We start from the raw sequence: 20,754 nt of genomic DNA, 5'->3' as shown, positions 1-20,754 counted from the left end.
CATGGCCGTCGAAACCACCACCCGAGCGAAGCTGCGCTGGGGTCTGCTGGACGTCGTCGTGGTCGTCTTCGCGCTCGTCCCGGTGCTGTGGATCGCGTCGCTGTCGTTCAAGACGCCGGCCACCCTCACCGACGGAAACTTCATTCCTCGGGAGTGGACGCTCGACAACTACAAGACGATCTTCGACACCGACCAGTTCGTCCGGGCACTCGTCAACTCGATCGGCATCGCCCTGATCGCCACGCTGATCGCGGTGGTGCTCGGCGCGATGGCCGCGTACGCGATCAGTCGGCTGGACTTCCCCGGCAAGAAGGTGCTGGTCGGCGTCTCCCTGCTGATCGCGATGTTCCCGCAGGTGTCGCTGGTGTCACCGCTGTTCGAGATCGAGCGGACGATCGGCATCTTCGACACCTGGCTCGGGCTGATCACGCCGTACATCACCTTCGCGCTGCCGCTGGCGATCTACACGCTGTCGGCGTTCTTCAAGCAGATCCCGTGGGACCTGGAGAAGGCGGCGAAGATGGACGGTGCCACGCAGGCCCAGGCGTTCCGCCGGGTGATCGCCCCGCTGGCCGCGCCCGGGTTGTTCACCACGGCGATCCTGGTGTTCATCTTCTGCTGGAACGACTTCCTGTTCGCCATCTCGTTGACCTCCACCGAACGGTCCCGCACGGTGCCGGCCGCGCTGTCGTTCTTCACCGGCGCGTCGCAGTTCGAGGACCCCACCGGGGCGATCTGCGCCGCCGCCGTCGTGATCACCGTTCCGATCATCCTGTTCGTCCTCTTCTTCCAGCGCCGCATCGTGTCCGGCCTGACCTCCGGCGCAATCAAGGGATAGGTGGGTAGTCATGGCTGACATCGTGCTCGACAAGGTGAGCAAGAGTTTCCCGGACGGGACCGTCGCCGTGCAGGACGTCGACCTGGAGATCGCCGACGGCGAGTTCGTGATCCTGGTCGGCCCTTCGGGCTGCGGCAAGTCCACCACCCTCAACATGATCGCCGGCCTGGAGGACATCAGCTCCGGCGAGCTGCGCATCGGCGGCCAGCGGGTCAACGACAAGGCTCCCCGGGACCGGGACATCGCCATGGTCTTCCAGTCGTACGCCCTGTATCCGAACATGACCGTGCGGGAGAACATGGCGTTCCCGCTGCGGCTGGCGAAGCTGGACAAGGAGACCATCAACCAGAAGGTCGACGAGGCGGCCAAGGTGCTGGAGCTGACCACCCTGCTGGACCGCAAGCCGGCCAACCTCTCCGGCGGTCAGCGGCAGCGGGTGGCGATGGGCCGGGCGATTGTCCGCCAGCCGAAGGCGTTCCTGATGGACGAGCCGCTGTCCAACCTCGACGCCAAGCTGCGGGTGCAGATGCGCACGGTGGTGTCCCGGTTGCAGAAGCAGCTCGGCACGACCACCGTCTACGTCACTCACGACCAGACCGAGGCGATGACCCTCGGCGACCGCGTGGTGATCATGCGCGGCGGCGCAGTGCAGCAGGTCGGCCCTCCCCAGGAGCTGTACGACCACCCGCGCAACCTCTTCGTGGCCGGCTTCATCGGCTCCCCGTCGATGAACTTCCTGCACGCCGCCGTACAGGACGGCGGCCTGCACACCGCGCTGGGTGACGTGCCGCTCGGCGACCGGGTCCGCCGCGAGCTGGAGGCGGCCGACGCACCCCGGGAGCTGATCCTCGGCATCCGCCCCGAGCACTTCGAGGACGCCGAACTTGTCGACGACGACACCCGCCGCCGGGGCATGGAGTTCGAGGCGCCTGTCGACATCGTCGAGTCGATGGGCTCGGACAAGTACGTCTACTTCACCGTGGACGGCGAGAAGGCCAGCGCCGCCGAGTTGGAGGAGTTGGCCGCCGACGCGGGTGCCGCCGACTTCGCCGGTGCGGGTGGCAACCTGGTGACCCGGCTGTCCGCGGAGTCACCGGTGGCCGAGGGACAGTCCCGCCGGGTCTGGTTCAACCTGGAGAAGATCCACCTGTTCGACCCGGCGACCGGCCGCAACCTGACCCTCCACGAGGGCCGCGCAGCCGGCGCGCTGGCCGACTGAACGCCAAATCGCGCCGATCTTGCACTTTCTGTCGCCGATATGAGTTGAACGCCCCACTTTGCCGGGGCAGAAAGTGCAAGATCGGCGCGGGCGGAGGCGGAGGCGGGGGGCGGGATGGATCGACGATTGACTGCGCTGGCTAAGGCGCACGGTGTGTCCACCTGGTACGAGGACTGGCGACACCGTCGCGTCGAGGTCGCACCGGAAACCGTCGTGGGCGTGCTCGGACTGCTCGGCGTGGACGCCACCAGCCCGACCGCCGTGGCCGACGCGCTCGCCGCCGCCCGCGCGGTCGACCGGAGCGCGCTGCCGGCGACTGTGGTGCTCACCCCCGGCGCGACCCGGGCGCTGCCCGGCCCGGGTGTGGTGGCCCTGGAGGACGGCGGTCGGCGTGCCGTCGACAGTGAGCTGCCGGGGGACCTGCCGCTGGGCTGGCACCGGTTGAGCTGCGCCGGCCGGGAGGTGACGCTGGTCGTGGTGCCCCGTCGGCTGCCGGTGCCGCCGCGCACCTGGGGTTGGATGCTCCAGCTCTACGCGCTCAGTTCGGAACGCTCCTGGGGCATGGGCGACCTCGGCGACCTCGCCGACTTCACCGGCTGGGCCGGGGCCACCGGCGCCGGGCTGGTGCTGCTCAACCCGCTGCACGCGGTCGGGCCGGCGCACCCGGTCGCCGCATCCCCCTACTCGCCGGCCAGCCGCCGCTTCGTCAACCCGCTCTACCTGCGCGTCAGCGACACCGCCGCATACACCGCGGCGGACCCGGCGACCCGGGCCGTGGTCGACGCCCTGCGCCCCGACCGTGGGGACCTGATCGACTATGACCAGGTGTGGACGGCCAAGCGGCACGCCCTGGAGCTGCTGCACCCGTACGCCCAGCCGGTCGACCTCGACGCGGACCCGGCGCTGGCGAGCTTCGCCACCTGGTGCGCCCTGGCCGAGCGGCACGGCAACGACTGGCGGGCCTGGCCGGCTGAACTGCACCACCCGGACGCCCCGGCGGTCGCCGAGCAGCGCCGCCAGCTCGCCGACCGGGTGGCCTTCCACGCCTGGCTGCAACACCTGTGCGACGAGCAGCTCGACGCCGTCACGGCGGCGGCCCGCGCCGCCGGAATGCCGGTCGGCGTGGTGCACGACCTGGCCGTCGGCATCGACCCGGGCGGCGCGGACGGCTGGCAGCTCGCCGATGTGCTGGCCCAGGGCGTCCGGGTCGGCGCGCCGCCGGACGACTTCAACCAGCTCGGCCAGGACTGGGGGCTCGCCGCGTGGCGACCGGACCGGCTGGCCGCGACCGGGTACGCCGCGTACCGGGACATGTTGCGCCGGACCCTGCGGCACGCGGGCGGCCTGCGGGTCGACCATGTCGCCGGCCTGTGGCGGCTGTGGTGGGTGCCGCCGGGCGGCGGGGCCGCCGAGGGCACCTACGTGCGCTACGACGCCGAGGCGATGCTCGGCATCCTCGCGTTGGAGGCGCACCGTGCCGGCGCCGTGGTGGTCGGCGAGGATCTGGGTACGGTCCAACCGGCGGTGACCCGTGGTCTGCGCGGGCGCAACATGCTCGGCTCGACGGTGCTGTGGTTCGCCCGCGACGACCAGGGTGACTTCGTCCCACCGGCCCGGTGGCCGCGCAACGCTCTCGCCACGATCTCCACCCACGACCTGCCGACCGCGCCGGGCTTCCTCACCGGCGAGCACGTGCGGGTGCGCGACGACCTGAAGCTGCTCGACACCGACGTGGCGGTGGAGCGGGCTCGCGCCGTCGCCGACCGGGAGCGCCTGCTCACGATGCTGCGGACCGAGCGACTCCTGCCCGACCCGGCCACGGCACCCGACCTGGCCACGGCACCCGACCCGGCGCCGGGCCAGCTCGCCACGGCACCCGACCCGGCGTTGGGTCAGCTCGCCACGGCCTCCGATCCGGCGCTTGACCGGCCGGTCGCGGCAGCCCAAGACGGCGAGGTGGTGGTGGCGATGCACGCCGCGCTCGCGGCAAGTCCGGCCCGGCTGCTCGGCGTCTCCCTCTACGACGTGCTGGGCGAGGTACGCCAGCCCAACCTGCCGGGCACGGTCGACGAATATCCGAACTGGCGGTTGCCGCTGCCCTCCGGTGTGGCGCAGATCCGCGCGGACCCCCGGGTGGCCCGGGTCGTCGACCTGCTCAATGCGGCACGTCCACGATCGGGTGACGCGCGGTCGGCACGCCCACCATCGGGTGACAAGCGGTCGGCGCGCCCGGCCGAGGACTGACGCCCCCCGACCAGGCCGGACCGGACAGCCAAGCCGGACCAGGCCGGACCGGACCAGGCCGGACCAGGCCAGGCCGGACCGGACCGGACCAGGCCAGGCCAGGCCGGACCGGACCAGGCCGGACCAGGCCAAGCCGGCCAGACGGACCGGGGTGGGCAGTGCTCAGGTCGGCCAGTCGAAGCGGGGCGGCAGCCCGAGGTAGTCGGCGTACCGCTGTAGTGCCTGCTCGACGCGGGCCTGCTCGTCGGCCGCCATCGGGGTCAGTGGCTGGACCGAGATGGTGACCCCGGCCCGGCCCACCTTGCGCTTCCACACGCCCACCACCCGGCCGGCGCGGACCACGGTCGCCTGGAAGATGCCGTTGTTGCCCGGCACCACGGCCGCCTGGTGCGCCGGGTCGAGCATCAGCCTGCGATCCCGGTAGCCGAGCAGGTACTCGTCAAAGCCGGGCAGCGCCAGCACGTCATCGGGCGCGGTACGCGGCGCACCGGCCAGCGCCGCGTCGACGTGCATCGGTGCGCCGTCGACCCGTACCGTGCTCAGCAGGTCGCCGGCCGCGGCCAGGCCGCGCCGGGCGTCGGTCAGGGTGAGGCCGGTCCAGCCGGCGAACTCGCGGTCGGTGACCGGCCCGTGCCCCCGGACGTAGCGGTGGGCGAGCAGGGCCAACGCCTCGTCCCGGTCCAGCCGACGTTGCTCCGGCGCCCACTCGTCGAGCAGGGCGAAGGTCTGGTCGGTGCCGACGTTCGGTGCCACACAGGTCACTCCGCGCACACTCGCGTACCAGAGCAGGTGGTAGCCACGTTGTCCGTCGGTGCCCAGGCCGGCTTCGCGCAGGGTCGCCAGGCACTGTGCGCGGGTGAGCCGGCCGCCGCCGGTCAACGCGGTGCCGAGGACGTCCAGCGCCCGATCCGCGTCGGTCTCGGTGAGCCCGAGCTGTGCCCGCCGGGTCGCCGCGCCGGCCAGCGAGCGAACGCCGGTCAGCTCCAGCATCCAGCGGGCGTCGGCGGGTGGGACGAGGTGCACGGTGCCCCGCATCGGCCAGGTACGCAGCGCCTCGCGCCGCTCCAGGGCCGCCTGCACGTCCGTGACGGTCCGGCCAGCCAGCCGCGCGCCCAGCGACCACAGCCCACTGGCCAGGTCCTGTGCCTGCATCGCGCCGAACCACTCGACGACGTCGGCGACACCAGCGGGTCGGGTGCTCGGATGCGGGCGCAGCAGCAGGCTGGTCATCCGCAGACCGAGCGCCTCTGATGCGGTGAGCTCCCCGATCATCGGGCTCCTTCCCCGGAGGTTGCTGCGTCAGGGTAGGCCACCCGACCGACAGTGGACGCCCGGCGGGACGAGGAGGTGGCACGAGGCCGCTGTCCGCACGGGGATCCCCAGCGGAACCGGGCAGGGTGGATCCGGCGCGTGCGGCTACGGTTGGGCGATGGCGATCGAGTGGAACAGCCGGGTCAACCGCGCGTTCGTCCTTCGCGACGCGGTCGATCTGACGGGCGTCCGGCTGGCCGAGTTGCTCGGCTGGCCGGACGCCCGACGGCGGGTCGAGGCACGTGAGGCGAGCGTGGCCCGGCACAGGGGTGGGACAAGCGGTCCGGTTGCTCCGTCGGTGCTCGGACAGCGGGTCGATCCGCACCATGACCGGTTCGCCACCGTCGACGTGTACCTCGAGATCCCCGACTGGGATGCGGCTGCTCTCGTATCCGTCTCGCAGTACGAGCCGCGGACGGAGGACCCGGAGACCGGCATGTTCGCGTGGGTCTCGTCCGCGCGAACGACGGTGTCCCACGCGCTGGCCATCGCCGCGACGGTCGCCCTGGCCGAGTGTGGTGACGGGGAGGTCGTCGACGAGTACGGCTACCTGTCCGACGAGCGGTTGAACCCGCCCGCCGAGCTGTTCGAGCGGTTGCGTGTGCCCGCGGCGCCGGAGTCCCTCGACGCCGCCGTCGACGCCGTCCTGGCCAAGACCCGGCTGCTCCGGCGGTATCCCCGGGTCGACGTCCCCTGACCGGTAGCCCCGCCTCGGGTGGCATAACCGCAGGCCGGCAGGGAAGGCGGCCGACCGGAAGTACGCGAGCCGCGCGTACGAAAGGGGAGTCTCATGACTGCCGCAAGCGAACCGGCACGGGGTGGCGGCGTAACGGCCGGATCCCGGGCACACCGGGCGTCCACCGATGCCAAGACCAGCGCGGCCGCCACCTTCGCACTGGTCTTCGGGGTGGCCGGCCTGTTCAGTGTGTTGACCGCGATCCTCGCCTGGCTGGGGCTGGTGCTCGGCATCATCGGGATCATCCTCGGCATCGTCGGGCTCAAGATGGCACGCCGACCAGGGGTCACCGGCCGCGGCGTGTCGATCGGCGGTCTGGTGCTCAGCATCCTGGCGGTGCTGATCGGCCTGGGCCTCGCCGCGGGCATCACCACCTTCGTCAACAACGAGAACGCGGTGGACCGCCTGCAGACCCAGGTCGACAAGCTGCGCGACAAGATCGACTGACCCGCACGGCCCGGTCTGGGGCGGCCCGCCACCCGTCCCGGCCGGCCCCAGTAGGGTGGGCGGCGTGCTCCGCCAGGTCACCGCCATCCGCTACGTCACCCCGCTGCGCGAGGGTGGGTCGCTGCCGGGCGTGGTGGAGGCCGACGACCTGGGCACGTACGTGGCGAAGTTCCGTGGCGCCGGTCAGGGACCCAAGGCGCTGATCGCCGAGGTGATCTGCGGCGAGTTGGCCCGCCGTCTGGAGCTGCGGGTGCCGCCGCTGGTCGTGCTCGACATCGACCCGGTCATCGGGCGAGCCGAGCCCGACCAGGAGGTGCAGGAGTTGCTGCGCAACAGCGGCGGGGCCAACCTGGGGATGGACTTCCTGCCCGGGGCGCTGGGCTTCGACCCGCTGGCGCACCCCGTCGATGAGGTGCTGGCCTCCCGGGTGCTCTGGTTCGACGCGTACGTGGAGAACGTCGACCGGAGTTGGCGCAACCCCAACCTGCTGGTCTGGCACCGGGAGTTGTGGCTGATCGACCACGGGGCCGCGCTGTACTTCCACCACAACTGGCCGCGGGCCGAGGCGGCCGTGCACCGTGCCTACCGGGCTGACGACCACGTGCTCGCGCCGTACGCCTGCCGGCTGGCCGACGCCGACGCCGAGTTGGCGCCCCGGGTCACCCCGGAGTTGCTCACCGAGGTGCTGGCGCTGGTGCCGGGGGAGTGGCTGACCGCCGCCGACTTCGAGACGGCCGACGCCGCTCGCACCGCGTACCTGGAACATCTGTCCCGTCGGGTCGCCCGCACCGCCGACTGGCTGCCGCAGGGGAGCGCGGCATGAGGCACCCCTTCGAGTACGCGCTGATCCGGCTGGTGCCCCGCATCGAGCGCGGCGAACAGATCAACGTCGGGGTGCTGCTCTACTGCCAACAGCGCGACTTCCTGGCCGCGCGTACGCACCTGGACGCCGACCGGGTCCGCGCGCTGGCACCGGACGTCGACCTGCCGGCGGTGGCCGCCGTGCTCTCGTCCCTCGACCGGACCTGCTCCGGCGACGGGCCGGCGACCCGGATGCGGCTCGGTGAGCGGTTCCACTGGCTGGCCGCTCCGCGCAGCACGATGATCCAGACCGGGCCGGTGCACACCGGGCTCACCACCGATCCGGCGGCCGAGGTGGAACGGTTGATGGCGGCCCTGGTCCACTGAGCGGCGGCGGCCCGGGCTCGGCCCCTGATCGCGCTGCGCCAGCTCCGTTGCTGGCGAAGCGCGATCCCCCGTTCAGGTGCCCGGTGCGGGGCGGCGGTTGGTTCCCGCCGGCACCGGTGACATCAGGATCGCCGTCCGTACGGGGCGCGGGGTCGAAACAGTCGGGAAGTTGCGGAAAACTTGAGCCGGCGGACCGGAACAGGGGTCCGCTTGCCCTGCCGTTAGAGGTCGCGCCCAGCGGGTAGTCGCGGGAGCTGACCCGAGACGAGAAGGGGACATCTGATGGCTGCCCAGACCAAGGTAGCGGTGATCTACTACAGCGCCACCAGCATCACGTACCAGATGGCGCAGGCTGTCTGCGAGGCTGCCGGAGATGCCGGCGCCGACGTACGCCTGCGTAAGGTCCGCGAGCTGGCGCCGGACGAGGCGATCCGCTCCAACTCCGGCTGGCAGGCGCATCACCTGGAGACCCAGGACGTTCCCGAGGCGATGGTCGACGACCTGGCCTGGGCCGATGTGGTGATCATGGGTGCTCCGACCCGGTACGGCATGATCGCGGCCCAGTTGAAGCAGTTCATCGACACCACCGGTCCGCTGTGGGCACAGGGTGCGCTGGCCAACAAGGTCTACGCCGCCTTCACCTCGACGGCGACCTCGCACGGCGGGCAGGAGACCACGTTGACCTCGCTCTTCAACGTCTTCTACCACTGGGGTGGCGTCGTGGTCGCCCCCGGCTACACCGACACCAGCCAGTTCATCGCCGGCAACCCGTACGGTGCCTCGCACACGAGCAACAACGGGGAGATCGCCCCGGATGCCGTGGCACTCGGGGCCTGCGCGCTGACCGCCCGACGTGCGGTGCTGCTCGGCACCGCGCTGAAGGCGGGCATGGCCGGCTGACGACGGCAGGCGACCGGTGGCGCGGGCGGGGGCTCTCGGCCCGTCCACGCCACCGGTCCGCATCCCGCTCTACCCGGCGGCGGGACGGCTATGCGCGCCCGCCCGTGGCGGACAGCTCGTCGGCGCTCGGTGCCGGCAGCAGATCAGTCAACAGCTCGCTGAGCACCGCGAGCCCGTCCGGGCTGAGCACCGACTCCGGGTGGAACTGCACCCCGGCGAAGCCACGCCCCCGGAGGGCGTGCACGGCACCGTCGCCCGCGTCCCGGGCCAGCTCCACCGGCCCGTACGCGCTGGCCACCCGGTCCTCGTCCGCGCGCGCCGTGAACGTGGAGTAGAACCCCACCCGGCGGTCCCGCCCGAACAGTGACACCTCCCGCTGCGTCCCCTGGTAGGGCGCCTCCCGGCGATGCAGGGCCAGCCCCAGCAGCCCAGCCAGCACCTGGTGGCCGAGGCAGACCGCGAGGGTGGGCTGCCCGGTCGCCAGCAACTCGGTCAGCAACTCCCGCAGCGCCACCATCTTCGGCTCGTCCAGGCGGCCCGGGTCACCCGGCCCGGGGCCGACCACCACCAGGTCGTAGCCGTCGACGGGACCACCCGCGTGCCACGGCCGCAGGCTCACCGCGAGGCCCAGCGCGCCCAGTTGGTGGGCCAGCATCCCGGTGAAGGTGTCCTCGGCGTCCACGATCAACACTCGGCGGCCGACCAGTCCAGGCAACCCGGACGCGCCCGGCGCCCGCTGGTCCAGCCAGAACCGTGCCAGCGGCGCGTTGCGCGCGGCCAGCGCGTCGCGTACCTCCGGGTCGTCGGCCAGCCCGGCCACCGGGCCGCCGCCGGCGGACGCCGCCGGCCCGAGGCCGAGCGCGGCCAGCACACCGGCGGCCTTGGCGTGCGTCTCCGCCACCTCGCCCGCCGCCGTCGAGTGTCGGACCAGGGTGGCGCCCACCGGCACCCGCAGGTGGCCGGTGGGGGAGATCTCGGCGGTACGGATCAGGATCGGCGCGTCCAGCGTCTGCTGACCGGCCTCGTCGTGACCGAGTAGCGCCAGCACCCCGGCGTAGTAGCTCCGGCCGCGGCCCTCGTGTCGGGCGATCACCCGGCAGGCGTTCTCCATCGGGCTGCCGGTCACGGTCGGGGCGAACATCGTCTCGCGAAGCACCTCCCGGACGTCGCGGGTGCCCCGCCCGGCCAGCAGGTACTCGGTGTGCGCCAGGTGCGACATCTCCTTCAGGTACGGGCCGATCACCTGGCCGCCGTCCTCGGCGACGGTGGCCATCATCTTCAGTTCCTCGTCGAGCACCATGTACAGCTCCTCGACCTCCTTCGGGTCGGCGAGGAAGCGCAGCAGCGCCGCCCGGTCCGCGGTGCCGCCGCCGGACCGGAAGGTGCCGCTGATCGGGTTCATCATGACCAGCCCGTCGTCGACGCTCACGTGCCGCTCCGGGCTGGCACCGACAAGCGTCCGGGTGCCGGTGTGCACGACGAACGTCCAGTACGCGCCACGTTCGGCCACCAGCAACCGGCGTAGCGCGGCCAGCGCGGCCACCAGCGGTCGACCCTGCACGGTGGCGTGCAGGGTGCGGTGGATGACGAAGTTCGCGCCCTCGCCGCGGCCGATCTCCTCAGCGAGCACCCGTTGCACGGTCCGGGCGTACTCCTCGTCGGTGACGTCGAAGGCGGCGTCGCTGGTGCGGACCGGTTCGTCGGGCAGCGTGGCCAGGGCGTCGGCCAAGGCGACCCGCCGATGCTCGCGGACCTGGAGGCACTCCAGCGGAGCGCCGTCGTCGACGCAGGCGAAGCCGCGTTCGGTGATCTGGCGGTACGGCACCAGGGCCAGCGTCCGCGCCCCGGGCGTGCCCGGTGGCAGCGGGATGTCGGCCAGGCGCTCGACGGTGTCGACCGGGCCGGTGAACAACTCCAGCTCGTCCGCGCCCTCGCGGCGCAGCAACGCGAAGGGTCCCGGGTCGGCACCGCTGGTCACGGCGGTGAGCAGGTCGGTCAGATGGGTCATCGAGTGTCTCCGTGGGGCCGGGCGCCGCCGGTCGAGGCGGCCATCCGGGCCGGGGAGATCCGGCGGCCGCCTCGATGGCGGCCGCGTGGATGGAGCTACGCGCGGAGGGTGGCCGCCGGGTCGGCGGGCCACCAGCAGGTCGGATGCGCGAGCATGTGATCCACCCTACGCGCCCGGCGCCCGCCCGGCACCGGGTAACTTGACCGGCGATGAACATTCTCGCGCTCGACCTGGGTACCTCCTCGGTACGCGGGCTCGTGCTGGACCCCGACAGCCGTCCGCTGCCCGGTGCCCTGGCCCGACGCAAGGTCGACATCGCCATCGGCGACGACGGCACCGGCACGCTGTCCGGCCCCGGCTACCTCGCCTGCCTGATCGAGTGCCTCGACGAGTTGGCCGACGCGGGGCACCTGCACGACGTGGACCTGGTGGCGGTCTCCGCCCAGTGGCACTCGGTGCTGCCGCTCGACCGCGACGGCACCCCGATGGGTCCGGTGGTCACCTGGCTGGACACCCGGCCCGCGCCGGTCGGCGGTACGGCCGGGCCCTCCGACCCGGACGGCTTTCACCAGCGCACCGGCTGCTGGTGGCACCGCTCGTACTGGTCGATGCGCCTGCCCTGGCTGCGCGAGCAGTCCGGCAGCCCGATCGCCCGGTTCGTCGGCCTGCCCGAGTACGTGCTGGGCGAGCTGCTCGACGACGCGCCCATGTCGGTGTCCCAGGCCTCCGGGACCGGCCTGCTCGACCTGCGGACCCTGCGCTGGGACGAGGAGGCGCTGACGCTGGCCGGGGCGCGGCCGGGGGACCTGCCGGCCCTCGGCGGGTTGGACTGGCACGGCCGGCTCCGGGCCGAGAAGGCCCGCCGGTGGCCGCAGCTGGCGCAGGCCCGGTGGTCACCGCCGGTGGGCGACGGTGGGGCGTCGAACGTCGGCTCGGGCTGCGTCGATCCGAGCCGGGCCGCGGTCACCGTGGGCACCTCGGCGGCCGTACGGCTGATGCAGCGCATCCCGGCCGGCGAGCCGATGCCCCGTCTCCCCGAGCGTCTGTGGCGCTACCGGGTCGACCACGACCACGTGGTCACCGGTGCGGCGTACGCCTGCGGCGGCAACCTGTTCGCCTGGGCGAACCGGGAGCTGCGGTTGCCCCAGGGCGCTGAGCTGGACGCGGCGCTGGCGCTGGTGCCGGTGGGCGGTGGCCGACCGGCCGACCCCCGCTTCGGTGGCGACCGGCCGCCCGGTCTGCTGCCGGCGGGCAGCGGGCAGCTCCGCGACCTCAGCTTCAGCACCACCTCGGTGGACATCCTGGCCGGGCTGATGCAGGGCCTGTGTGACCTGGTCGCCGAGGACCTCGCGGTGCTGGAATCCACCATCGACAAACCGGTGGGCGTGGTGCTGGGCGGCGGTGCGGTGGCCGCCTCGGTGTGGTGGCGGCAGGCCTTTGCCGCCGCGCTGGCACCGCGACCGGTGTCGCACCAACGCAACCCGGAGATCGGTGCCACCGGGGCGGCACTCGTGGCGCTGGGTCGGTTCGGAGACGCGATCGGGCTCGCCGACATCGGCCGGACGGACGAGCTGGTCTTGCCGACCACGGCAGGACGTTCCCACCCGCAGTATCCTTCCTGAACCTCCGCGTCGCCCGGGCCGTTGACAGCGCTCCCGAGCCTGGTTGGATGGACTGCGCTCCCCGGACCGCGGTGGACGCGGTAGGACCGAGGAGGCAGGGTGGCGGTGGGTTCCGACCCGGCGAGCGGCACGGTGTCGAGCCACCGCCGACGCCGCTTCGACGTCCGAGTCGTGCCGCATCGACGGCGCTCGCCGTTCCGGCTGCGGGACTGGCGGATGAGCACGAAGCTCGCGACCGTGCTGATGGTGCCGTCGATGGCGTTCCTGGTGCTCGCCGGGGTGCAGACCAGCGCGCTGGTGGGGCGGACGACGGCGTTGAACGACTTCTCCCGCCAGGTCGGCATCGGCCGGCAGATCACCACCGTGGTGCACCAGCTCCAGCAGGAGCGCGACCGCTCGGCGGGGGAACTGGGTGAGCGGCGCGGGGGCGGCGACCGGGACAACGCGGCGTCCAACCTGAGGCCGTTGCAGACGGTGACCGACCGGGCGATCGTGGACCTGCGTCGGGCCGCCGAGCCGCTCGCGGACGCCGACGCGTCCTGGCGGGTCGCCTACTCCGAGGCGATGGAGGCGTACGACCAGGTTGTCGACATCCGGCCGGCGATCCCGCCGGCGGTGCTCAGCAGCGACACGATCCTGAGCAACTACCACCGGGCGATCAGCGCGATGCTCGACCTGCTGGCCGAGCCGACCCCTGGTCAGGACCAGCCCGCGTTGAACAACGCGGTCCTGCGCTACGTGCAGCTGGCCCGGGTCAAGGAACTCTCCTCCCGGCTGCGCGCCCAGCTCTACGCCGCCTCCCGCGCCGGCGGGTACGGCACCGAGGATCGGGTGCTCCTCGCGGACCTGCGCGGCCAACAGTTGACCGCGCTCGGCGCGTTCCGGGTGGCCGCGACCGACGACCAGATTCGCCGCTACGACGAGACCACGGTGACCCCGGAGTTCCAGGTCGCCACGCGGCTGGAGGAACGCAGCCTGCCGGCCAGCGACGCGCCGCCGAAGGTGGTGCCGTCGGAGCAGTGGTGGGCTGCCAGCCAGCAGCGCCAGGACCTGTTGCGCCAGCTCGAGGCGGGGGTGCTGGACGACGCGGTGCGGCAGGCCGACGACGCCAGCAGCGGTCAGCTTCGGACCACCCTGCTGGTCGTCGGCGGCATCGTCGTGGTCCTGCTGGTCGCCCTGCTGATCTCGTTGCTCATCGGACGCTCGGTGGCCCGTTCGATGCGGCTGTTGCGGAGTCAGGCGATCCGGATCGCGCAGGTCGAGCTGCCGGACGCGCTGGACCGCCTCAAGACCGTCACCGGCGGGGTGCCCGCCATCGACGTCGCGCCCGCGGTGGTCCGCTCGCTCGACGAGATCGGCGAGCTGGCCGAGGCGTTCGTGGCGGTGCACCGCAGCGCCGTCACGGTCGCCGTCGAGCAGGCGCTCATGCGGCGCAACGTCAACGCCATGTTCGTCAACCTGGCCCGCCGCAGCCAGGTGCTCGTGGAACGCCAACTGGAGCTGCTGGACGACCTGGAGCGTGAGGAGAGCGACCCGGACCAGTTGGAGAACCTGTTCAAGCTCGATCACCTGGCCGCGCGCATGCGCCGCAACGACGAGAGCCTGCTGGTGCTCGCCGGCACCGACTCGACCCGGCGGTGGAACCGGCCGGTCGGCATCGGTTCGATGCTGCTGGCCGCCGCCGCGGAGATCGAGCAGTATCAGCGGGTCCGCATCGAGTCGGTGTCCGACGGGTATGTGGTCGGGCACGCCGTCGGCGAACTGGTGCACATGTTGGCCGAGTTGCTGGAGAACGCCACTGCCTTCTCCCGCCCGGACACCCTCGTCATGGTGACCGCCAGGGTCGAGGCCGCGACCGCGCTGATCGAGATAGTCGACAGTGGTCTCGGCATGAGCCCGGCCGCGCTGGCCGAGGCGAACGCGGTGCTGGCCAGCCCTCCGGCCGCGGATGTCGCGGCGGTGGAGCGGATGGGTCTGTTCGTGGTCAGCCACCTGGCCGCCCGGCTGGGCGTCAGCGTGCGCCTCGACGGGGGACAGGACGGCCTGGTCGCCCGACTCGTGCTGCCCGCGGTGTTGTTGGCGCCGGAGGGTCCGGTGGAGCTGGATCCACCCGCGCCGGCGCGGATGCTGGCGACGAGCGCCGCGCGGGAGATGGCGGCACCGCCCGGCGGCGCCCGGGAGGCAGACGCGCCGGGCGCGGGCTTCGGTGCCCGGGACCTGCCGGTGGCCGGCCGGCGGCCGGGGGCGGCCGTGCCCCGTCAGGCCCGTCCGGTGCCGGTGCGTTCCGCGGACGTGCTGACCCCGGCCGGCGATCCCGGCGCAGGGGCGGGCTGGTGGTCGCGAGAGGGTTCGTCCGCTCCGGCGGTGCCCGCCGCGGCGGTGCCGCCGGCCATCCCGGTGACCGCCGGCACGAACGAGCGCGGACTTCCGGTGCGGGTGCCGATGGCGCAGTTGAGCGCGGTCACCCGGACGGCACAACCGACCTCGGCGCCGAACCGCGTCGACCTGGACCCGGAAGCGGTCGGTGGCATGCTCTCCCGGCTCTACAGCGGGGTGCGGCGCGCCGAGGCCGAGGACACCACCGAGATTTCCGGGCCACCGTCCGGGGCGCACGACGAAGGGGGACGACGACAGTGACGACGTTGAGCCAGGAGGCGCGTGACCTGAGTTGGCTGGTGAGCGCGTTCGCGGACCGGGTGCCGGGCGTGGCGCACGCGGTGGTGGTCTCCTCGGACGGGTTGCTGGTGGCGATCTCCGATCATCTGCCGCGCGACAACGCGGACAAGCTCGCGGCGGTGACCTCCGGGCTGATGAGCATCACGGCGGGCGCGGCGCAGATGTTCGACGGCGATATCGTGAAGCAGACGGTGGTCGAGATGGGCCGCGGCTACTTCCTGGTGATGCAGATCCGCGACGGTTCGATCCTGGCCACCCTGGCCGCCGGGGACGCGGACATCGGTGTGGTGGGTTACGAGATGGCCCGGCTGGCCAAGCAGGCGGGGGAGATGCTCACCCCGGCGCTGCGAGCGGAGTTGCAGCAGGCGCTGCCCCGCTGAGCGGCCGGTCCGGAACCCGGACGGTCACCGGCTCACCCGAGCCGAGCCGTCCGGGCCCGGCACTCCGGGTGGCGGCCCGCTCAGAAGCCGCCGTCGGTGATGACGGAGCGGTACCAGGTGGCGCTGCTCTTGAGCACCCGCCGCTGGGTCGGGTAGTCCACGTAGACAAGCCCCCAGCGCTGGTCGTATCCCGCGTCCCACTCGAAGTTGTCGAGCAGCGACCAGACGTGGAAGCTCTCCAGTGGCACCCCGGCGGCGATGGCCCGGTGCACGGCGGTGAGGTGGTCGCGCAGGAAGCTGATCCGGCCGGTGTCCTGGACGGTGTCGTCCGCCCCCAGCGTGTCCGCCGTGGGCAGGCCGTTCTCGGTGATGGTGAGGGGAATCGGGCCGTAGTCGCGGGTCACCCGGGTCAGCAGGTCGTACATCCCGTCGGGGTAGATCTGCTGCCACTCGGCCACCGAGGTCGACCAGCGTCGCACGGTGCCGCCGTCGCCGGTGACGTAGATCGGCGTGTAGTACTGCACGGCCAGCAGGTCGATCGGCGCCGAGATGATCTTCAGGTCGCCGTCGCGGATGCCCTGGACCATCCGGCTCTGCGGACCCAGGTCGGCCAGCAGGTCCTCCGGGTAGCTGCCCTTGAGCAGGGAGTCGAGGTAGAGGCGGTTCTCGTAGCCGTCGTAGAGGTGGGCGGCGGCGGCCGCCTGCGGGGAGTCGTCGGCGGGGTAGCAGGGGTGCAGGTTGAGCGCGGGGCCGATCCGGCTGTTGCTGCCGCTGGCCCGCAGCGTGCCGACGGCGAGACCGTGCGCGAGTTGCAGGTGGTGGGCGACCAGGTAGGCGGCGTCCGGGTCCTGTCGGCCGGGGGCGTGGTGACCGGTGAGGTAGCCGTTCTGCACCACGGTCTTGGGCTCGTTGATGGTGAGCCACGCCGGCACCCGGTCGCCCAGGGCGCGGAAGAGCACGTCGGCGTAGTCGGCGAAGCGGTGGGCGGTGTCGCGCGACTCCCAGCCGCCGGCGTCCTGCAGTGCCTGCGGGAGGTCCCAGTGGAACAGGGTGGCCATCGGGGCGATGCCCCGCTCGTGCAGGCCGTCGATGAGCCGGCGGTAGAAGTCGAGCCCGCGCTGGTTGGGCAGGCCGCTGCCGTCGGGCTGGATCCGTGGCCAGGAGATGGAGAAGCGGTAGCTGCGCAGCCCGAGGTCGCGCATGAGGTCGAGGTCCTCGGCGTAGCGGTGGTAGTGGTCGGCGGCCACGTCGCCGGTGTCGCCGTTTCGGGTGCTGCCCGGGACGCGGCTGAAGGTGTCCCAGACGGACTCTCCGCGCCCGTCCTCCTTCGCGGCGCCCTCGATCTGGTACGCCGAGGTGGCCGCGCCCCAACCGAAGTTGTCGGGGAAGCGCAGTGGGCCGGCGGGCCCGGTAGGTATCGACATGGATTCTCCTCGTGGATACGGGGCCACCGCCGAGATTCGGGAGCGCTCCCAGAATAGGCCAGGGGCGGCCGGCCCGGTCAGCTGGCCGTCATGGCGGCCGGCGATGGCGGGTCGAGGCGGTTGGAGGCCCCAGACAGCGAACAAGGCCGCCGGGCGGCGCGGCGCGCCTGTCCCGTCGGCCTCTTTTCCCATCGTGTACGGGGGTTTAGTGTGGGGACGGGGGAGGGCAACCCCCGTCCCCACCGTAACTGCACACACGGGCGGAATTTGGGTCCTGCCGTGCGTGTCGCGCGGGAGCCGGGCCACGCGAGTGGCTCTGGTTCCACCTCCCTCCGTAAGGCGGGACGATGGCTGACGACGGCGTCCGGGCTGGCCCGTCGTCGGCCCTCGGGTTGGTTCGCCGGGCCCGTCAGAGACGACCCCAGCGATCTTCTTGTTGGAACCTTATCGATGGAAGCGCTCCCATCGACCGATGTTGCGACTGTAACGCCCGTCACCGCTTTGTGAAAGACCCAAAACGAGATCGAAACAACGGGCTGAACGAGTGGCGTGTGCGCTTGTTGTGGGAGCGCTTCCATGGCAGACTGTCGATTCAACGCGACAGGAGCCACATCGCGTGAGCGCGGGTTCACCGAGGGCAGCCGGCAGCACGATCCCGGTCACGGTCACCCGATCGCAGCCGGCGGGACCCCCTCCCGTGCGGGCCGCACCGCCCTACCCCGGCCGGGCCCGGGGGAGACCACCTTCCCGGCGCCTCGAATCTCCCGCGGACCACCACCCTCGCGGGCAGGCGCCTTCGCCGGGGACCGTCCCGGCCTGGTCCGAGGAGACACCGCGCACATGAGACAACTGGCAAGACGCCGTCGAGTGGCGATCATCGCTGCCGCCGCGCTCGCCGCCGGCGGGGTGACCCTGCCCGCCGGCGCCGCACAGGCCGCGCCCGCCTGCGACGTGGTCTACGCGACCAATGACTGGAACACCGGCTTCACCGCCAACGTGACGATCAAGAACCTGGGCGACGCGGTCAGCAACTGGACGCTCAAGTGGACCTTCCCGAACAGCAGCCAGCGGGTCACCCAGGGCTGGTCGGCCAGGTTCAGCCAGTCCGGCAGCGAGGTCACCGCGACCAACGAGTCGTACAACGGCAACCTCGGCACCGGTGCCTCCACCACCATTGGCTTCAACGGCTCCCACTCGGGCAGCAACCCGAAGCCCACCTCGTTCACGCTCAACGGCACCCCGTGCAACGGCACCCCGGCCAACCTGCCGCCGACGGTCTCCCTCGGCCTGCCGACCGGGCCGTTCACCGCGCCGGCCGACGTGCCGCTGACCGCCACCGCCAGTGACCCGGACGGGACGATCAGCAAGGTCGAGTTCTACCGCAACGGCCTGCTGATCAACACCGACACCTCCGCGCCGTACGCCTACACGCAGGAGGACCTGCCGGCCGGCAGCTACACCGTCCAGGCCAAGGCGTACGACAACGCCAACGGCATCGGGGTCGACGAGAAGGCGTTCACCGTCGGTGCCGCCAACGGCCCGACACTCGTCGCCACGCCGTCCGCGGTGAGCGTCAGCGAGGGTGGCACCTCCACCTTCAACCTGAAGCTCAGCGCCGCGCCGACGGCCAACGTGCCGGTCACCCTCACCCGCACCGGCGACACCGACGTCACGGTCTCCCCGAGCACCGCCACGCTGACCCCGAGCAACTGGAACACCGGGGTCACCGTCACGGTCGCCGCGGCGGAGGACACCGACACCCTCGGTGGCGCCGCCACCATCACCGCGTCCGCCACCGGTCTCGCCTCGCTGGCGGTCACCGCCACCGAGATCGACAACGACACCCCCGGCGGCGACAACACCTACATCGCGAAGTTCCTCGAGCAGTACGGCAAGATCAAGAACTCGGGCTACTTCAGCCCCGAGGGCGTGCCGTACCACTCGGTGGAGACGCTCATCGTCGAGGCGCCCGACCACGGGCACGAGACGACCTCGGAGGCGTTCAGCTTCTGGCTGTGGCTGGAGGCGAACTACGGACGCGTGACCCAGAACTGGGCGCCGTTCAACAACGCCTGGACGGTGATGGAGAAGTACATCATCCCGACCCACGCGGACCAGCCAACGGCTGGGTCCGCGGGTACTCCGCAGTACGCCGCGGAGTACAACCTGCCCAGCCAGTACCCGTCGGCGTTGAACGCGAACATCCCGGTCGGGCAGGACCCGCTGCGCGCGGAGTTGCAGTCCACCTACGGCACCGGCGACATCTACGGCATGCACTGGCTGATGGACGTCGACAACACCTACGGCTTCGGTCGCTGCGGTGACGGCACCACCAAGCCGGCGTACATCAACACCTTCCAGCGGGGCACCCAGGAGTCGGTGTGGGAGACCATCCCGCAGCCGTCCTGCGACACCTTCAAGCACGGCGGCCAGTACGGCTACCTCGACCTGTTCGTCAAGGACACCGGTGCCCCCGCCAAGCAGTGGAAGTACACGAACGCCCCGGACGCCGACGCCCGCGCCGTGCAGGCCGCGTACTGGGCGCTGACCTGGGCCAAGGCACAGAACAAGCAGGCCGACGTCGCGGCCACCATCGCGAAGGCCGCCAAGATGGGCGACTACCTGCGGTACTCGATGTTCGACAAGTACTTCAAGAAGATCGGCAACTGCGTCGGGGCCAGCACCTGCCCCGCCGGCAGCGGCAGGGAATCTGCGCACTACCTGCTCTCCTGGTACTACGCCTGGGGCGGTGCGTACGACACCAGCCAGAACTGGTCCTGGCGGATCGGCTCCAGCCACAACCACTTCGGCTACCAGAACCCGTTCGCGGCCTGGGCGCTGACCAACACCCCGGAGCTCAAGCCGCAGTCGCCGACCGCGACCGCGGACTGGACCAAGAGCCTGGAACGGCAGCTGGAGTTCTACACCTGGCTGCAGTCCGCCGAGGGCGGCATCGCCGGTGGTGCCACCAACAGCTGGGACGGCAGCTACGCCCAGCCGCCGGCCGGCACCAGCACCTTCTACGGCATGTTCTACGACGTCGACCCGGTCTACAACGACCCGCCGTCCAACCAGTGGTTCGGCATGCAGGCCTGGTCGATGCAGCGCATCGCCGAGCTGTACCTGCAGACCGGCAACGCGAAGGCCAAGGCGCTGCTGGACAAGTGGGTGCCGTGGGCGATCGCCAACACCACCCTGGGCACCAACTGGTCGATCCCGTCGGATATGGCGTGGACCGGTCAGCCGACCACCTGGAACCCGTCCAACCCGCAGCCCAACACCGGCCTGCACGTCGAGGTGATCAGCAAGGGCCAGGACGTCGGCGTCGCCGCCGCCTACGCCCGGATCCTGATCGCGTACGCGGCCAAGTCGGGTGACGCGGCGGCCAAGACGACCGCCAAGGGGCTGCTCGACGGGCTGTCCGCCGCCGCCGACGCCAAGGGTGTCTCCACCACGGAGAAGCGTGGCGACTACCGGCGCTTCGACGACACCTACAACGCCTCCACCGGGCAGGGCGTCTACGTCCCGCCGGGCTGGACCGGGAAGATGCCGAACGGCGACACCATCGCCGCCGGTAAGAGCTTCCTGGACCTCCGGTCCTTCTACAAGAACGACCCGGACTGGCCGAAGGTGCAGGCGTACCTGGACGGTGGCGCGGAGCCCAGCTTCAACTACCACCGGTTCTGGGCACAGGCGGACGTCGCCATGGCGTACGCCGACTACGGCAGCCTGTTCCCGAACGGCTGACGACGACCCGGGGT

15 protein-coding genes are annotated in these 20,754 nt (G+C 71.8%); 12 read left to right on the top strand and 3 right to left on the bottom strand.

Features of this window, described 5'->3' with window-relative positions; all coding sequences use genetic code 11:
• The first annotated feature begins 1 nt into the window (after position 1).
• The 3 genes from ACFYPM_RS26760 to malQ all read left to right on the top strand — a co-directional run bounded on the left by ACFYPM_RS26760 (position 2) and on the right by malQ (position 4,301).
• Positions 2–838, top strand: coding sequence for a carbohydrate ABC transporter permease (locus ACFYPM_RS26760; protein WP_387202354.1), 837 nt, complete (start codon positions 2–4; stop codon positions 836–838).
• A gap of 10 nt (positions 839–848) precedes the next feature.
• Positions 849–2,057: an ABC transporter ATP-binding protein gene (locus ACFYPM_RS26755; protein ID WP_387202351.1), complete on the top strand. Its 1,209-nt coding sequence runs from the start codon at positions 849–851 to the stop codon at positions 2,055–2,057.
• A gap of 114 nt (positions 2,058–2,171) precedes the next feature.
• The gene (malQ, locus tag ACFYPM_RS26750; protein ID WP_387202348.1) at positions 2,172–4,301 is read left to right on the top strand and encodes a 4-alpha-glucanotransferase; all 2,130 of its coding nucleotides are present in this window, start codon (positions 2,172–2,174) and stop codon (positions 4,299–4,301) included.
• Between the two features lie 162 nt (positions 4,302–4,463).
• Here the strand turns inward: malQ and ACFYPM_RS26745 are convergent, their stop codons facing one another.
• Positions 4,464–5,573, bottom strand: coding sequence for a winged helix DNA-binding domain-containing protein (locus tag ACFYPM_RS26745; protein ID WP_387202345.1), 1,110 nt, complete (start codon positions 5,571–5,573; stop codon positions 4,464–4,466).
• 157 nt (positions 5,574–5,730) lie between these two features.
• On the opposite strand from ACFYPM_RS26745, the gene ACFYPM_RS26740 reads away from it, so the two are divergent.
• From ACFYPM_RS26740 to wrbA, 5 genes are all read left to right on the top strand, one after another.
• Positions 5,731–6,309, top strand: coding sequence for a hypothetical protein (locus tag ACFYPM_RS26740; RefSeq protein WP_387202342.1), 579 nt, complete (start codon positions 5,731–5,733; stop codon positions 6,307–6,309).
• 93 nt (positions 6,310–6,402) lie between these two features.
• A complete protein-coding gene (locus tag ACFYPM_RS26735) occupies positions 6,403–6,795 on the top strand; it encodes a hypothetical protein (RefSeq protein WP_387202339.1) in 393 nt (130 codons plus the stop codon).
• 64 nt (positions 6,796–6,859) lie between these two features.
• Positions 6,860–7,618 carry a HipA family kinase gene (locus tag ACFYPM_RS26730; RefSeq protein WP_387202336.1) on the top strand — a complete coding sequence of 253 codons (759 nt, stop codon included), beginning with the start codon at positions 6,860–6,862 and terminating at the stop codon, positions 7,616–7,618.
• On the top strand, positions 7,615–7,983 hold the full coding sequence (locus tag ACFYPM_RS26725; protein ID WP_387202333.1) for a DUF3037 domain-containing protein: 369 nt from the start codon (positions 7,615–7,617) through the stop codon (positions 7,981–7,983). The genes ACFYPM_RS26730 and ACFYPM_RS26725 overlap by 4 nt, the downstream gene beginning before the upstream one ends.
• A 282-nt stretch (positions 7,984–8,265) precedes the next feature.
• Positions 8,266–8,883: an NAD(P)H:quinone oxidoreductase gene (gene wrbA / locus ACFYPM_RS26720; protein ID WP_357248453.1), complete on the top strand. Its 618-nt coding sequence runs from the start codon at positions 8,266–8,268 to the stop codon at positions 8,881–8,883.
• Between the two features lie 88 nt (positions 8,884–8,971).
• On the opposite strand, the gene ACFYPM_RS26715 is transcribed toward wrbA, so the two are convergent.
• Positions 8,972–10,891 (bottom strand): anthranilate synthase family protein, encoded by a 1,920-nt coding sequence (locus tag ACFYPM_RS26715; protein ID WP_387202330.1) that lies wholly within the window; start codon positions 10,889–10,891, stop codon positions 8,972–8,974.
• Between the two features lie 209 nt (positions 10,892–11,100).
• Here ACFYPM_RS26715 and ACFYPM_RS26710 point away from each other — a divergent pair, with 209 nt between their 5' ends.
• The 3 genes from ACFYPM_RS26710 (at position 11,101) to ACFYPM_RS26700 (ending at position 15,569) form a co-directional block, all read left to right on the top strand.
• Positions 11,101–12,513: an FGGY family carbohydrate kinase gene (locus ACFYPM_RS26710; RefSeq protein ID WP_387202327.1), complete on the top strand. Its 1,413-nt coding sequence runs from the start codon at positions 11,101–11,103 to the stop codon at positions 12,511–12,513.
• Positions 12,514–12,612: 99 nt separating this feature from the next.
• Positions 12,613–15,150 carry a nitrate- and nitrite sensing domain-containing protein gene (locus ACFYPM_RS26705; protein WP_387202324.1) on the top strand — a complete coding sequence of 846 codons (2,538 nt, stop codon included), beginning with the start codon at positions 12,613–12,615 and terminating at the stop codon, positions 15,148–15,150.
• 5 nt (positions 15,151–15,155) lie between these two features.
• On the top strand, positions 15,156–15,569 hold the full coding sequence (locus ACFYPM_RS26700) for a roadblock/LC7 domain-containing protein (RefSeq protein WP_357248782.1): 414 nt from the start codon (positions 15,156–15,158) through the stop codon (positions 15,567–15,569).
• An 80-nt stretch (positions 15,570–15,649) separates the two neighbouring features.
• On the opposite strand, the gene ACFYPM_RS26695 is transcribed toward ACFYPM_RS26700, so the two are convergent.
• Positions 15,650–16,993 carry a GH1 family beta-glucosidase gene (locus ACFYPM_RS26695; protein WP_387202321.1) on the bottom strand — a complete coding sequence of 448 codons (1,344 nt, stop codon included), beginning with the start codon at positions 16,991–16,993 and terminating at the stop codon, positions 15,650–15,652.
• A gap of 840 nt (positions 16,994–17,833) precedes the next feature.
• Here ACFYPM_RS26695 and ACFYPM_RS26690 point away from each other — a divergent pair.
• A complete protein-coding gene (locus ACFYPM_RS26690; protein WP_387202318.1) occupies positions 17,834–20,740 on the top strand; it encodes a glycoside hydrolase family 48 protein in 2,907 nt (968 codons plus the stop codon).
• Positions 20,741–20,754 lie beyond the last annotated feature (14 nt).

The organism is Micromonospora sp. NPDC005203, from assembly GCF_042872705.1.
In the GTDB taxonomy this organism is placed as follows: domain Bacteria; phylum Actinomycetota; class Actinomycetes; order Mycobacteriales; family Micromonosporaceae; genus Micromonospora.
This window is presented reverse-complemented; position numbering and strand designations above follow the sequence as displayed.